Annotated in this window: 11 protein-coding genes; 1 reads left to right on the plus strand and 10 read right to left on the minus strand. The window is 71.2% G+C overall.

Going from position 1 to position 14,770, the window contains the following annotated elements; translation table 11 throughout:
* Positions 1 to 246: 246 nt before the first annotated feature.
* From G3A44_RS22600 to G3A44_RS22645, 10 genes are all read right to left on the minus strand, one after another.
* Positions 247 to 1,773, minus strand: coding sequence for an acetate and sugar kinases/Hsc70/actin family protein (locus tag G3A44_RS22600; protein ID WP_163460014.1), 1,527 nt, complete (start codon positions 1,771 to 1,773; stop codon positions 247 to 249).
* A gap of 20 nt (positions 1,774 to 1,793) precedes the next feature.
* Positions 1,794 to 2,150, minus strand: a complete 357-nt coding sequence (locus G3A44_RS22605; protein WP_163460015.1) for an L-rhamnose mutarotase — start codon at positions 2,148 to 2,150, stop codon at positions 1,794 to 1,796.
* 76 nt (positions 2,151 to 2,226) lie between these two features.
* Positions 2,227 to 3,222: an ABC transporter permease gene (locus G3A44_RS22610; protein ID WP_163460016.1), complete on the minus strand. Its 996-nt coding sequence runs from the start codon at positions 3,220 to 3,222 to the stop codon at positions 2,227 to 2,229.
* Positions 3,219 to 4,307: an ABC transporter permease gene (locus G3A44_RS22615; RefSeq protein ID WP_310734443.1), complete on the minus strand. Its 1,089-nt coding sequence runs from the start codon at positions 4,305 to 4,307 to the stop codon at positions 3,219 to 3,221. The genes G3A44_RS22610 and G3A44_RS22615 overlap by 4 nt, the downstream gene beginning before the upstream one ends.
* A 60-nt stretch (positions 4,308 to 4,367) precedes the next feature.
* A complete protein-coding gene (locus tag G3A44_RS22620) occupies positions 4,368 to 5,903 on the minus strand; it encodes a sugar ABC transporter ATP-binding protein (RefSeq protein WP_163460017.1) in 1,536 nt (511 codons plus the stop codon).
* Between the two features lie 36 nt (positions 5,904 to 5,939).
* Positions 5,940 to 6,932: a rhamnose ABC transporter substrate-binding protein gene (gene rhaS, locus G3A44_RS22625; RefSeq protein ID WP_163460018.1), complete on the minus strand. Its 993-nt coding sequence runs from the start codon at positions 6,930 to 6,932 to the stop codon at positions 5,940 to 5,942.
* A 173-nt stretch (positions 6,933 to 7,105) separates the two neighbouring features.
* Positions 7,106 to 8,413 (minus strand): ABC transporter substrate-binding protein, encoded by a 1,308-nt coding sequence (locus G3A44_RS22630; RefSeq protein WP_163460019.1) that lies wholly within the window; start codon positions 8,411 to 8,413, stop codon positions 7,106 to 7,108.
* A 165-nt stretch (positions 8,414 to 8,578) separates the two neighbouring features.
* Positions 8,579 to 9,700, minus strand: coding sequence for a beta-galactosidase BglB (gene bglB / locus G3A44_RS22635; protein ID WP_163460020.1), 1,122 nt, complete (start codon positions 9,698 to 9,700; stop codon positions 8,579 to 8,581).
* A gap of 133 nt (positions 9,701 to 9,833) precedes the next feature.
* The gene (rhaI, locus tag G3A44_RS22640) at positions 9,834 to 11,132 is read right to left on the minus strand and encodes an L-rhamnose catabolism isomerase (RefSeq protein WP_163460021.1); all 1,299 of its coding nucleotides are present in this window, start codon (positions 11,130 to 11,132) and stop codon (positions 9,834 to 9,836) included.
* A 13-nt stretch (positions 11,133 to 11,145) separates the two neighbouring features.
* On the minus strand, positions 11,146 to 13,251 hold the full coding sequence (locus G3A44_RS22645) for a bifunctional rhamnulose-1-phosphate aldolase/short-chain dehydrogenase (protein ID WP_163460022.1): 2,106 nt from the start codon (positions 13,249 to 13,251) through the stop codon (positions 11,146 to 11,148).
* A 279-nt stretch (positions 13,252 to 13,530) separates the two neighbouring features.
* On the opposite strand from G3A44_RS22645, the gene G3A44_RS22650 reads away from it, so the two are divergent.
* Positions 13,531 to 14,457: a LysR family transcriptional regulator gene (locus G3A44_RS22650; protein ID WP_163460023.1), complete on the plus strand. Its 927-nt coding sequence runs from the start codon at positions 13,531 to 13,533 to the stop codon at positions 14,455 to 14,457.
* Positions 14,458 to 14,770 lie beyond the last annotated feature (313 nt).

Genomic DNA, 14,770 nt, shown 5'->3' on the forward strand with positions numbered 1-14,770 from the left:
GACGCCGGTGGCGGCGAAGGCGGGGGCGGCCAGGGCCAGGGCGGCGGCGGCGAGGGCGGTGCGGGCGATGGGACGGGTCATGCAGAGTCTCCTAGGGTGATGAACGCCGGGTCATGGCCCGGCTGGGTGAGCGCGGACCTCAAGACGAGGCCGCGCGCGCGACCGGGCCGGCGGCAGGGCCGCCCCGGTCAACAGGGGGACGCGGTGGCGGGCCTTGCCGGCCCGACGGTCGCGCGTGGTGCGGCGCTACAGCAGGCTGGCCACCCGGCTGAGCCACAGGATGTGCAGGCTGCGCAGCCGCTCGGCGGCAAAGCCGGTGAGCGGGGCCACGGGGCTGAGGTGGGCGGCGCTCGCCTCGGGTCGCGGGCGGCGCCGGCCGGTGGCCGGAGCGCTGGCGGGCTGGGCCAGGCGCCAGGCGCCGCGGGCGGTGCCCTCCAGCGGGTCGGCTGAGGCGTGCACCGTGCGGTGGCCCAGCAGGGTGGCCAGCACCGCCATGGCCTGGGCGTTGCGGGTCATGGGCCCCTCCACCACCACCGGCCCCTGGCCACCCAGGGACTGCAGCAGCCAGGCGGTCATCTGGCCCAGGTAGAGCGAGGCCACGGCCACGCGGCGCTCGGGCGGCTGGGCGGCCCAGTCCACGGGCCCCACGGGGCGGGCGGGCTCCCAGCCCTGCAGGCAGCGGCCGTGCACCGGCGGCTGGCAGGTGGCAAAGGGCCCGCCGGCCTGGGCGAAGGCGGGCAAGGCCCACCATTCCTGGGCCAAGGCCGCCTCCAGCCGGGCCAGGCTGCCACCGGTGCCAGCCAGTGCGGGATCGGCCCCGGCGCAGACCTCGGCAAACTCGCGCCCACCCATGAACCGGGCGGTGGGCACCGGGCGGCCGTCCACCGCCACGTTCACCAGCTGGTCGCGCCGGGCCTGCAAGTGGCCCGGTTCACCGCCTGGGCTCATCACCACCGTCCAAGTGCCGCTGGAGACCAGGGAGACGGCGTCGCCCAGGTCTCGGTAACGCGCCAGGCAGGCGTTGCTGTCGTGCAGGCCGCACAGCACCAGGGCGTCCTCGGGCAGGCCGGCGCGGCGGGCCAGGTCGGGCCGCAGCGGGCCCAGGGCCTCGGCCGCGCCGCGCAGCGGGGCCAGGCGGGGGCTCAGGCCCAGGCGCTGCGCCCAGGGGCTGGGCCCGTCCTGCACGGGCGACCACAGGTGGGTGTGGCAGCCCAGTGAGCTGCGCTCGCTGGCGGCCACGCCGCTCCACCACCAGGCCCAGTACTGCGGGTAGGGCAGCCACTGGGCGGCCTGGTCCCAGGCCTGGGGGCGGTGGCGCTGCAGCCAGCGCAGCTGGCGGCCGGCGTTCAGGCCCAGTGGCAGCTCGGGCGAGCCGGTGAGGGCGAAGGGGTCCAGCGGCGGGTCGGCGGGGTCGCGGTCGCGGGCCGGGCCGTCCCATTCGTAGTCCATCACCGGCAGGGCCAGGCCGCCTTCGGCGTCGTCCCAATGGGCATCGGCCGCCAGGCCACAGAAGGCCGCGCCGTGGGTGGTGGCCACCAGGCGGCTGACCCGCTGGCGTTGGGCGGCGGGCCAGGTGGCCACGGTCTGCAGCCACCAGCGTCGCAGGCCGGCCACATCCAGCGCGGGGTAGTCCAGCGCGCCGGGCAGGCTGGCGCTGTCGCGCTGGGCTTGGGCCTGCACCTGGCCGGCGGCGTCAATGAGCAGCAGGCGGGCGTGGGTCTTGCCGACGTCCAGCACCAGGGTCAGGGCGTCAGGGGGCGGGGGGGCGGTCACGGCGTGTCGGTCCGGATGGGTCAGGCCAGATGGAACAGGCAGGGCAGGGGTTCGGCCACCGGCTCGCCGTCGGGGTGGGTGCGCATCAGGTCGGCCATGTGGGCCCACCAGCGGCGCATCACCGGGTGCTGTGGCAAGGCGGTGAGGGCGGCGCCGGGCGGGCGGCGCACCACGGCAAACAGCACGTGGTGCTCGGCATCGAGGTAGATGCTGTAGTCCTCGAAGCCGGTGGCCTTGAGCAGGGCCACCAGCTCGGGCCAGATGGCGTCATGGCGGCGGCGGTATTCCTCGGCCTGGCCGGGGTTCAGGAACATCCGGAAAGCGACTTTCTCCGGGGTTGCGGTGAGGCCAGGCGTGGGGGCGGTGGTGGGGTTCATGGGCGTGTGGTGAAGTCGTGGGGACATGGTGGCGGCCGTGGCGCGGCAGGGCGCCGGGCGGCCAATGCCTTGGGTCTCAGCGGAATCGCCCCTGGGTCAGCACCGCGCGCAGTGGCAGGGGCTTGCGCAGGGCGCCCAGGCGGGGCAGCACCATGGCGCCCACCAGCAGGCCGCCCACCACCATGGACATCACGATGCCCGGCACGTTGAGCATGCCCAGCGCAAAGGTGAAGCCGCCCAGCAGCACGGCGGCCAGGCAGGTGCCGGCGATGCTGCCGCGCCCACCTTCAATGGCCACGCCGCCCAGGATGACCATGGTGATGGCGTCCAGCTCCCAGCCCAGGGCCAGGTTGGGCCGGGTGCTGCCGATGCGCCCGGTGAGCAGCACGGCCGCCAGCGCCGCCATCAGCCCGGCAAACAGGAACAGGCCCATGCGGTAGCGCTGCACGGCGATGCCGGTGAAGCGCGCGGCGATGGGGTTGAGGCCCAGGGCGTACAGGCGGCGGCCGTAGAGCGTGCCGTGCAGCCACACGCCGGTGGCCACGGCAGCCAGGGCCCAGACCAGGAACTCATTGGGCAGGATCAGGCCCTCGATGCCGGTCCAGTCGGCCAGGGTGCCGTTGCCCAGGGCGGAGAGCGCCTCGGGGTAGCCGGTGATGGCCTGGTCGCCCAGCACCACCAGGGCCAGGCCGCGGTACAGCGACAGGGTGCCGATGGTCACCACGATGGAGGGCAGGCCCAGCCGGGTGACCAGCCAGCCGTTGAGCGCGCCGCAGGCCAGGCCGGTGAGGACGGCGGCTGCGCACAGGCCGGGCAGGCCGGCGCCGGCCTGGTGGGCCAGACCCATGGCCAGCGAGCACAGCGCCATGGTGGCGGCCACCGAGAGGTCGATCTCGCCGGCGATGATCAGCAGCGCCATGGCCAGGGCCAGCAGGCCCTTCTCGCTGAAGTTGGTGGTGCTGTCGGCCAAGGCCCAGGGCGAGGCAAAGCCCTCAATGCCCAAGCCGAAGCCGGCGTACACCGCGATGACCAGCAGCAGGAGCACGCGCTCCCAGGATCCGAAGGCGTTCATGCGGGGGCTCCTTGAGACGGGGCGGTGGAGGCAGCGGCGGTGGGCGGGACGGTGGCGGCGGTGGCGCCCTGGGGCGCCAGGATCTGGCGGCGGTGCTGGCGGCCGGAGCGGGCATTGAGCGCCACCGAGGTGAGGATCACCGCGCCGGCGATGGCCTGTTGCCAGAAGGGTGAGACCTGGATGACCGGCAGCGCGCCGTTGACCACGCCGATGAAGGCCACGCCCAGCACCGCACCGGTGACGGTGCCCACACCGCCGGCGATGCTGACCCCGCCGATGACACAGGCGGCGATGACGGTGAGCTCGTAGCCGGTGGCCAGTTCGGTGAAGGCGATGGCGTAACGCCCCACCCACAGCAGCCCGCCCACGCCCGCCAGCAGGCCTGACAGGGTGTAGGCCATGAACAGCCGGCGCTGCACCGGGATGCCCACCACCTGCGCGGCCGACGGGTTGCCGCCGTAGGCGTAGAGGTCACGCCCCTCGCGGCGCCAGCGCAGCAGGCCGGCGGTGGCCAGGGCGGCGGCCAGGGCGATCCAGCCCAGGGCCGGGCCGCCCAGCCATTCGGCCCGGGGCAGGGCCTTGATGGCGGGGTGGATGTGCTGCTCGTTGACCCAGGCGCCGCCGCTGACCAGGAAGATGGCGCCCCGGTAGGCCGACATCGTGCCCAGTGTGACCACGATGGCCGGCAGCTGGAAGCGGGTGATGAGCAGGCCGTTGAAGGCGCCCAGCGTGGCGCCGATGGCGGCCGCCAGGCCCATCAGGGACACGACGCCCAGCTCCGGCCAGGCGCGGCCGGCCTGGGCGCAGAGCATGCCGGTGAGCGCCAGGGTGGAGGCCACCGAGAGGTCCACCCCGCGGGTCAGCAGCACCAGCATCTGGCCCATGACCAGCAGCACCAGGATGCCGGAGTCGTTGACCACGTCCAGCGCGGTGCGCAGGGTGAGGAAGATCGGCGCGCGCAGGCCGATGGCCAGCACCAGCAGGCCGATGATGGCCGCCAGCGCCAGGTCGCGGCCATGGTGCTGGCGCAGCGCTTGCCAGCGGGCGGCTCCCGGGCGGGGGGTAGGGGGAAGGGAGGACGACACGACGTTCAAGGCCTCGAAGGGGTGGAAGCGAGGGGGAAGGACAGGGCAGGGCGGGCCACCTCAGGCGGCGCGACGCAGCGGCGGCGCCTGCAGCCCGGAGGCGGCGGCCACCACGGCCTCGGCCTCCAGGCCCTCGCGGGGGAACTCGGCCACCAGCCGACCCCGGCGCATCACGACCACCCGGTGGGCCAGGTTCATCACCTCGGGCAGCTCGGAGCTGACCAAGATGACCGACAGGCCCTGGGCCACCAGGTCGGCGATCAGCTCATAGACGGCTTGCTTGGCGCCCACGTCGATGCCCTTGGTGGGCTCGTCCAGGATGACCACGCGCGGGTTCAGGCCCAGCCACTTGCCAATCACCACCTTCTGCTGGTTGCCGCCCGACAGGCCCGACAGCGGCGTGTCCTGCGAGGCGGTCTTGACCCGCAAGCGATCGATCAGGCCCTGGGCGAAGGCGCTTTCGCGCGTCCGGCTCAGCCACGGGCCGCGGCACAGGCCGGCCAGGCCGGCCAGGGTGAGGTTGTGGCGCACGCTCAGGCCCAGCACGGCGCCCTGGCGCTGGCGCTCCTCAGGCACCAGCACCAGGCCGGCGGTTATGGCGTCGGCCGGCTGGCGCACCGGCAGCGGCCGGCCGTCCAGCCGGATGTGGCCGCTGGCGCCGGGGTTCAGGCCCATCAGGGCCAGCATGGCCTCGCTGCGGCCGGCGCCCACCAGGCCGTAGAAGCCCAGGATCTCGCCCTGGCGCAGCTCAAACGCCACGTCCTGGAACTCGGTGGGGTGGCTCAAGCCTTCCACCTGCAGCACCACCGGGCCGCGCTGGGCGGGCACGGCGGGGTAGACCTGCTCGATGGCGCGGCCGGCCATCAGGCGCACCAGCTCGGGCTCGGTGGCCTCGGCCACACGGCCGCCGCCCACGCTGGCGCCGTCGCGCAGCACCAGGTAGTCGTCACAGACCGCAAAGATCTCGTCGAACTTGTGGGTGATGAACAGCACCGCCACGCCGCGGGCCTTCAGGCCGCGCACGATGCCGTAGAAGTCGCGGATCTCCTGCTGGGACAACGCGGCGGTGGGCTCATCCAGGATGACCACGCGGGCCTGCTGCGAAAGCGCCCGGGCGATCTCGATGAGGTGCCGCTGGGCCAGGCTCAGCTCGGCCACGCGGGTGGTCGCGGCAAAGCCGGCGCCCACCTGGTCCAGCGCGGCCTGGGCCTCGCGGTTCATGCGCGCCCAGTCCACCCGTCCGCCCCAGGCCAGGGGCTGGCGGCCGATGAAGATGTTCTCGGCGGCGGTGAGCGCCTCGAACATCACCGTCTCCTGGTGCACGGCCACGATGCCGGCCACGGTGGCATCGCGGGCGCGGCGCAGGCGCAGGGTCACGCCATCGAGCAGCAGGCTGCCCTCGTCGGGCGCATGCACGCCGGTGAGGGTCTTGACCAGGGTGGACTTGCCGGCACCGTTCTCGCCGATGAGGGCCAGCACCTGGCCGGCGTGCAGCGTGAGGTCCACGCCGCGCAGGGCGTGCGTGGGGCCAAAGCGCTTGTGCACGCCGCGCAGCTGCAGCAGCGGCGCCGGGGCCGAGGAAGGGGAAGCGTTCATGTCAGCAGCGGGCGTCGGCCCCGGCCAGGAGAAGTGTCAGAAGATCTTGGCGAAACGGTCCACGTTGGACTCGTTGTAGGTGAAGGGCTCGGCCATGGCGGCTTCCTTGCCGGCGTCCAGCGTCACCTTGCCCACGCGGCCCAGCGAGAGGGTCTCGCCCGCATTGCCCTTGGCCGTGCCCTTGACGAACTGGTGCGCGGCATACACGGCCGAGTAGCCCAGGTCGATGGGGTTCCAGATGGCGAAGCTCTTGACCGCGCCGTTGCGCACATGGCCGGCCATCTCCGAGGGCAGGCCCAGGCCGGTCACGAAGATCTGGCCCACCTTCTTCTCGTCCTGCACCGCCTTGGCGGCGGCAGCCACGCCCACGGTGGTGGGGGCGACGATGGCGCGCAGGTTGGGGTGGCTCTTGAACAGGCCCTGGGCCTCGCGGTAGCTCTTGTCGGTCTGGTCATCGCCATAGACCACGCTCACCAGCTTGAGGTCGGCGTAGCCGGCGGTGGCCAGCACCTTCTTCATCTCGGCAATCCAGGTGTTCTGGTTGGTGGCCTGGGCGGTGGCCGAGAGCACGGCGATCTCGCCGCCCTTGGGCGCCACCTCACGGGCCATGGCCACCAGCTTGCTGCCGATCATGGCGTTGTTGGACGGGGCCAGGTGCATCAGCCGGCCGTCGGCGCGGATGCCTGAGTCAAAGGAGATGACCTTGATGCCGCGCTGCATGGCCTTCTTGGTCACGGGCACCAGGGCGTCGGGGTCGTTGGCCGAGACGATGATGGCCTTGACGCCCTGGGCGATCAGGCTGTTGATGACCTCGATCTGGCCTTCGGCCGTGGCTTTGGCCGGGCCGGTGTAGATGATCTCCACATCCTTCAGCTCCTTGGCGGCCTCCAGCGCGCCTTGGTGGGCGGCGTCAAAGAAGCCGATGCCCAGGCTCTTGACGACCAGGGCGATCTTGTCGGCGGCCAAGGCAGGGGCGCTGGCGGCCAGGCCCAGTGCAAGGCCGAGGATCAGGTGGCGGGTCTTTTTCATGTGTCTCTCTCCGTGGGTCCTTGGGGGTGGCGAAAACCGGGCGGCGGCAGGCCGCTCCGGGGTGCAGCGGCGGGCGCTGCGTCCGTGGCGGGCTGCAGCGCCCGCCGGGGATCTGGTGATGCGTGAGGGCAGGGTGGGCGCGTCCACACTGGCGCGGGCACCTGTGCCGGCCTTCAGGTGCGCAGGCGTGACAGGACTTGGCCCCCCTCCTGCGTCAGGCGCTGCACCGCTTCGGCTTCACCGATGCGGTCGTAGGCCACTTGTTCAAAGACGTTGCGCATGAGCTGCTGCAGGCGCGGGTTCTCGAAGTAGGGCGAGGCGGCCGGGATGCGGCCAGCCTCCCGCTGGGTCTTGATCTGCTGGAAGGCCTGCAGCTCGGCCGGGCCCATGCGGCCCTCGCGCAGCAACTGCTTGAGCGGGGTGCTGGCCAGTGGCACCCCACGGGTGTTGACCAGGATCTTGGCGGCGTCCTCGCTGGTGAGCAGGTAGTTCAGGAAGGTGGCGGCGGCCTCCGGGTTCTTGGCGCGCTTGCTGATGGCGAACACCATGGCGGCGCGGGCGAACAGGCCGCTGGCCTTGGCGTCCGGCAGGGTCAGGTAAGGGCCGATCTCCGCCACCTGGCCCGGCGCCAGCGCGCCCACGCGCAGGCGGGTGGCCGAGTCCCAGGCGCAGTAGCCCAGCCAGTTGCCGTTGACCCAATCGGGCTGCTGCTCGGTGGGCTTGTCCGGGCCGCCCAGGGCGGTGCGGTAGGGCACGGGCACGCAGACGTTGTCGCGGCTGAGCCGCTTGTAGGCGGCCACCCATTCGCGCAGGCCGGCGGCGCTCATGGCCACCTTGGGCTCGGTCGGGCTGAGGTAGGGCTGGCCATGCTTTTGGTAGGCGTAGCTGTGGGCCAGCAGCAGCAGGTCGTAGTTGTCGCCGTCCAGGACGAAGGCCTTGTCCCCCAGCTTGGCCCGCACCTTGGGGCCCAGGGCGAACAGCTCCTCCCAGGTCTGCGGCAAGCTCAGGCCGGCCTTGTCGAAGGCGCTGCGGTTCCACACGAACACCCGGGCGGTGAAGGAGGCGGGCAGGGCGTTGAGCTTGCCGCCAACCATCCCCATGCGCAGCGCATCCGGGGCGAACTGGTCCAGCGCCAGGCGGTGGCGCAGGGCGTGGAGGTCGGCGAAGCCGTTGCCATCACGCGAGAACATGGGCAGCCAGCCCCAGTCGCATTGCAGGACGTCCGGCTCCGAGCCGCCCGCCATCTGGGTGGTCAGGCGTTCCAGGTAGCCGCCAAAGCCGCTGTATTCCGCCTTGATCTTGATGCCCGGGTGATTCGCCTCGAAGGCCTCGATGGCCTTGAGCGTGAGCTGGTGGCGCTCGGCGCCGCCCCACCAGGAGAAGCGCAGCGTCACCGGGTCGGCGGCGTGGGCCCAGGGGGTGGCGGCGCCGGCCAGCAGGGCGCCGGTGGCATGGATCAGGTCGCGGCGGGTCAGGGTCATCGCAGGTCTCAAGGTGGTTCGGGTCGTGGGGCGGAGCGGAGCCGGGCGCAGGCCGGACCCACGGCGTGCCGCGGCGGCGACAGGCCGCCTCAGCCGGCCCCCCAACCGCCAAGGGCGGGGGACCAAACCGGGAACAGGGGCATCAGGGCAGGGGTGGCAGGGGCCTCAGAGGTGCAGGTGCAGTGACTCGGTCAAGGCCATGATCGCCATCGCCTGGCCGTAGGGCATCGAAGTCAGCGGGATGTCGCGGTAGAACTGCAGGTCGTGGCCCATGGCGGTGCCAAAAGACACCTGGGTGAGCTCGCCCGCAGCGTCGATGTGCCCGGCCACGCCGCGCAGCGCCCGCAGCGCTACTGGCATCAGCGCAGGGCTCAGGTAGCGCCGCCGCATGCCCTTGAGCAGGCCAAAGGCAAAGCCTGCGGTGGCCGAGGCCTCCAGGTAGGAGCCCGGGTCGTCCAGCAGGGTGTGCCACAGCCCGGTGGTCGGGTCCTGCAGCGGGGCCAGCGCCCGGGCCTGGGTGTCCAGCACCGTGACGAGGTGGCGGTGCAGGGCATCATCCCGCCCTGTGCCGAGCTGCTCCAGCAGCTCTAGGAACTCCGGAATCACCATGGTGATCCAGCAGTTGCCCCGTGCCCAACGGGCGCGGGCAAAGTTGTGGCGGCCGTCAAAGGTCCAGCCGTGGAACCACAGGCCGGTGTCGCGGTCGCTCAGGTACTGCACATGCAGCAGGAACTGGCGCTTGGCCTCCTCGATGTAGTGCGGCCGGCCCAGCACCTGGCCGATCTTGGCCAGCGGCAGCACGCACATCATCAGCGTGTCGTCCCACAGCTGCTGCGGGTTCTCGCTGTTGAAGACGATGTGCTGCAGCCCGCCCTCATCGGTGCGTGGCATGTCGTGCATCACCCACTCCGCCCAGGTTTCCAGGTACGGCACCCAGGCGCTGCGGGGCTGGGCCTCGTGCAGGTGCGCCAGGGTCAGGAAGGCCGCCATCGTGTTGACGTTCTTGGTGGGCGTGCCCTGGGCAAAGCGGTCCCGGAACCAGGCCTCGATGAGGGCCAGCGACCCTTCGTCGTGCGTGGCCTGGTGGTAGCGCAGCAGGCCGTACAGGCCGATGCCGTGGGTCCACTCCCAATCGTTCCAGCCCTTGGTGTCGATGACGCGGCCGTCGTCGAGCTTGAGCAGGAACCGCCCGCTGGTGTCGCGGATGTTCACCAGGTTGTGGGTGAGCCGGGCAATCAGCGCGTGGGTGTCGGACGGGGTCAGGTCGATGTGGAAGGAGGCAGCCATGGTCGGGACGAAAGGGACAGGGGTCGGTCGGGGCTCGCGTGGGGCAGGCCCCGGGGAACGCTGTCCGGCGTCAGGCCGGGAAGCGGTGCAAGGGGGCGGCCCTGGGCTTCATGTCCCAGGGTCGGCCAGCAGGTCAGACGATGCCGCCGCCACCGGCGCGGCTGGCCGGGCGTTGGGCGGCCATGCGCTGGCGCCAGCCGCTGGCGCGGTAGGCGCCCACCGGGTCGATGGCGGCGCCGGCGTCGGCGCGCACGCGCTGCAGCAGCGGGGTCACGTCGGTCTGGAAGGCGGCCTTGAGCAGGTGGGTGGCGGTGAGCGCGTCGTTGGCGTCCTGCGCGGCGTCCAGCGCGGCGCGGTCCACCAGCAGGGCCTGGGCGTAGCTGCGCTGCACCTGCACGGCGCTGGTCATCAGGCTCTCAATGGGGTCGGTGACGTTGTGGCTTTGGTCCAGCATGTAGGCCGGGTCAAAGGCCACACCTTCGTGCGCGGCGGCCACCAGCTCGTTGAACACCAGGAACAGCCGGTACGGGCTGACGCTGCCGGCGTCCAGGTCGTCGTCGCCGTACTTGCTGTCGTTGAAGTGGAAACCGGCCAGCTTGCCGGCGGCGATCAGCCGGGCCACGATCAGCTCGATGTTGACGTTGGGCGCGTGGTGGCCCAGGTCCACCAGGCATTGGGCCTTCGGGCCCAGGGTCTGGGCGGCCAGCAGGCTGGAGCCCCAGTCCTGGATGACGGTGCTGTAGAAGGCCGGCTCGCAGATCTTGTGCTCCAGCATCATGCGCCAGTCGCCGGGCAGGGCGGCGTAGATCTGGCGGGCGCTGTCGAGGTAGCGGTCAAAGGCGCGGCGAAAGTGCTGCTGGCCGGGGAAGTTGCTGCCGTCGCCCACCCACACGGTCAGCGCTTTGCTGCCGAGCTGCTGGCCGATTTCGATGCAGGCCAGGTTGTGTTCCACCGCCTGGGCACGGGTGGCCGCGTCGGTGTGGCTCAAGCTGCCGAACTTGTAGCTGTGGGCCTGGCCGGGCTGGTCGCTGAAGGTGTTGGAGTTCATCGCGTCAAAGGCCAGGCCACGGGCCGCGGCGGCCTCGCGCAACTCGCGCCAGTCGCTGCACAGGTCCCAGGGGATGTGCAGGCTGACGGTGGGCGTGGCGCGGGTGAGCTGCTGGATCACGCCGCAGTCGTCGATCTTGTCGAACACATGGCGCGGCTCGCCCGGGCCCGGAAAGCGGGCAAAACGGGTGCCGCCGGTGCCCACGCCCCAGCTGGGGATGGCCACGCCGAAGGCGGCGACCTGGGCACGCACGGCGTCAATGTCCAGGCCCCGGCGGGCGAGTTGCTCGCCCAGGTGGGCGTAGTCGCTGGCCAGGTGCGCGGCGTGCTTGGCGTTCTCGGCGGCGATCAGCGCCGGGTCGATCAGGTGTTGGGTGGCGGACATGGCGTCTCCGTGCTCAGCGGGTAAATGCGGCGAGGTTGCCCGCGTCCACATTCAGGATGTTGCCGGTGCTCTTGGCGCTCAGGTGCTCGGCGGCAAAGAAGTAGGTGGCCTCGGCAATGTCCTCCGGGAACACGCTGCGCTTGAGCAGGCTGCGGTCGCGGTAGAAGGCCTCCAGGTCCTGCTCGGGGATTTTGTTGGCGGCGGCGCGTTCCTCGCTCCACTTGCCGGTCCAGATCTTGGAGCCACGGATCACGGCATCGGGGTTGACCACGTTGGAGCGGATGCCCAGCGGCGCGCCCTCCAGCGCAAAGCTGCGGCTGAGCTGAATCTCGGCGGCCTTGGCCGCGCAGTAGGCGGTGGCCTGGGCGCTGGCCACCATGCCGTTCTTGCTGGCGATCATCACCATGCTGCCGCCCGTGCCCTGGGCCTTCATCACCTTGAAGGCTTCACGGCCGACCAGGAAGTAGCCCGTGGCCAGGATGCTCTGGTTCTTGTTCCACAGCGCCAGGCTGGTTTCATCGATGGGGGCGGCGCTGGCAATGCCGGCGTTGCTCACCAGGATGTCCACGCCGCCAAATTCGATGGCGGCGCGGTCAAAAGCGGCGATCACGCTGGCTTCGTCCGTCACGTCGCAGCGCACGCCGCGCACATGGTCTTTGCCGTGGGCCTGGGCCAGATCACTGGTCACGCCATCCAGCGCTTCCTGATCGATGTCGGCCAGCATCACGCAGCCGCCTTCGCTCAGCAGACGCTTGGCGATGGCCTGGCCAATGCCGCCGGCACCACCCGTGACCAGCGCCACCTTGCCCACCAAGGGTTTGGGCTTGGGCATGCGCTGCAGCTTGGCCTCTTCGAGCAGCCAGTACTCGATATCAAAGCACTCCTGCTCGGGCAGGCCCACGTAGCGGTCTACGGCGTTGGCCTCGCGCATCACGTTGATGGCGTTGACATAGAACTCGCCGGCGATGCGGGCGGTGGCCTTGTCCTTGGCGATGGTGACCATGCCAATGCGCGGCAGCAGGACGACCACCGGGTTGGGGTCGCGCAGGGCCGGGCTCCAGGGGCGCTGGCAGCGCTCGTAGTAGGCCGCGTAGTCGGCGCGGTAGGCGGCCAACAGCGCGCCGAGCTGGGCCTTGAGTTCGGCACCGCTCAAGCCGTAGACGGCCTCGGGCACCACCAGCGGGCGGATCTTGGTGCGCAGAAAGTGGTCGGGGCAGCTGGTGCCCAGGGCCGCCAGTGGGGCCAGGTCCTGGGAGTTGACAAATTCCAGCACCTCGGGGGAGGTGTTGAGGTGCAGGAGCTTGTGGGCCCCGCCTTCGGCGCTCAGCCCACGCAGCACCGGCAGCAACCGGGCCAGGGTGGCGTCGCGCTCGGCCTCTGGCAGGCTCTGCACGGCGGCACCGCCAAACACCGGGGTGCCGCGGGCGCTGCGTTCCTGCGCCAGCCACTGCTGGGCACGGGCGATCAGGTCCACCGTGTTTTCGTAGCAGGCCTTGCTGGTGTCGCCCCAGCTGAACAGGCCATGGCCGGCCAGCACGATGCCGCGCAGGCCAGGGTGGGCGGCGTTGTATTCGGCCAGGCGCTGGCCCAGCTCGTAGCCCGGGCGCAGCCAGGGCAGCCAGCCCACCGTGCCTTCAAACACACGCTGGGTGAGGGCCTCGGAGTTGGCCATGGCGGCAATGGCGATCACGGCATCCGGGTGCATGTGGTCCACATGCGCATAGGGCAGGCTGCTGTGCAGCGGGGTGTCGATGCTGGCGGCGCGGCTGTTGAGGTTGAAGGTGCAGTGCGGCAGGTAACCCACCATCTCGTCCTCATGCGCCAGGCCGCGGTACAGGCCCTTCAAGGCGCGCAGCTTGTCCATGTAGAGCGTGGCAAAGCCGTCAAGCTTCATGGAGCCCACGTCACCGCCCGAGCCCTTGACCCACAGCACCTCGGTGCGCTGGCCGGTCAGCGGGTCGGTCTGCCAGATCTTGGCGGAGGTGTTGCCCCCGCCGTAGTTGGTGATGCGCAGGTCCGAGCCCAGCAGGTTGCTGCGGTAGAGCAGCAGGCCAGCTTCGTCCAGGGTGGCGGCGCGGGCGTCGTCCCAGCGCGGGAAGGGGGTGGCAGAGGGGTTCATCGCAAGGGGTGTCGGGGGAGGGAGAGGCTTGGGAGTGGTGCCACTGTAGGCAGGGCGGAACTTCAGCTCAACCTATGGATGTTTATAAAAAATCTCAGTTGAGCTTATGATTTGGTCCTGCCGCCGCCCCTGAGATCACCCATCGGTTCCCCACCGGCTCCAGGCGCTGCCTCCACCCCCACCGGCCCTGGGGTTCACCCGGGGGCCGGCACCGGACCACTCCGGGAAAACACCGGGAGCTGGGGGGCGCGGTGGCCCGCCTGCTGCCCCATGGCCACCATGAAAAACCTCACCCTGCGCCAGTTGGAAGTCTTTGCCGCCCTGGCCGACAGCGGCAGCCGCAGCGCGGCCGCCGAGCGGCTGGGCATCTCGCAGCCGGCGGTCTCCATGCTGATGCGTCAGTTGCAGGACGATGTGGGCCTGCCGCTGTGGCAGGGCGCGGGCCGGCGGGTGGAACTGACCGGCGCCGGTCAATTCCTGCTGGGCCATGCCCGCACCCTGCAAGAGCAGATGCGCCGGCTGGAGGAAGGCCTGGCCGGCCTGCGGGACGGCGCCCAGGGTCATCTGCACCTGGGCGTGGTGCCCACGGCCCACTACTGGGCGCCGCAGCTGCTGCTGGCCTTCCAGCAGCGGCACCCGGGCACACGCTTCAAGCTCTCGGTCGGGCCCCGGGCGCAGGTGCTGGACTGGCTCAAGAGCCACCGCATCGACGTGGCCATCGGCGGCCACCCGCCGGGTGAAGCCGATGTGGAGGCCACCGCCTTTGCCCGCCATCCGCATGGCATCGTGGCGGCGGCCGGGCACCGCCTGGCCAGCGCCGGCCGCATCGGCTGGAGCCAGTTGCGCGAGGAGCCCTTCCTCTTCCGGGAGGAGGGCTCGGCCACGCGCAGCTTTCTGGAGCACCTGCTGCAGGGCCAGGCGCTGCAGGTCAACGCCCGCATCGAGCTGTCGGGCAACGAGACGGTCAAGCAGGCGGTGATGGCCGGCATGGGCATCAGCTTCATGTCGGTGCATGCGGTGCAGGTGGAGCTGCAGGCCCGCCGCCTGGTGCTGCTGGAGGTGCAGGGCATGCCCAAGTGGTTGGACTGGTGCCTGATCCAGCGCCGCGAGGCCCAGCCGGCCGCCGTGGTGGCCCAGTTCCGCGAGTTTGTGCTGGCCCAGGGCCAGGCGCTGGTGGCCAGCCACAGCCTGTTGGCCGCCACCTGAGCGGCACCCATGCCGGCAGGACAAAAAAAAAGGCCGGTCGGACCGGACGGAGGTGTGCTCCGTGCGGTGCCAGACCGGCCAAGATCGCGGTAACCCCTGCACCCCGCCATGGGGGCGCGCATCCGCGATCCCTCGCTTGAGACCTGAAAAACCTGGAGGTGGCGCCGGCCGGGCCTGACCCCGGCCGGCGGCCCGGGCCCCTTAGAAGGTGTAGTTCACACGCAGGGCGAACTTGGAGTTGGTGACCTTGGCGGTGCCGTCGTCGGTGGACTGGGTGCCGAAGGAGGGGGTCATGCTGGCGCCCTTGATGTCG

Origin of the sequence: Ideonella livida (assembly GCF_010499455.1) — a bacterium.
GTDB classification, from domain to species: domain Bacteria; phylum Pseudomonadota; class Gammaproteobacteria; order Burkholderiales; family Burkholderiaceae_C; genus Ideonella; species Ideonella livida.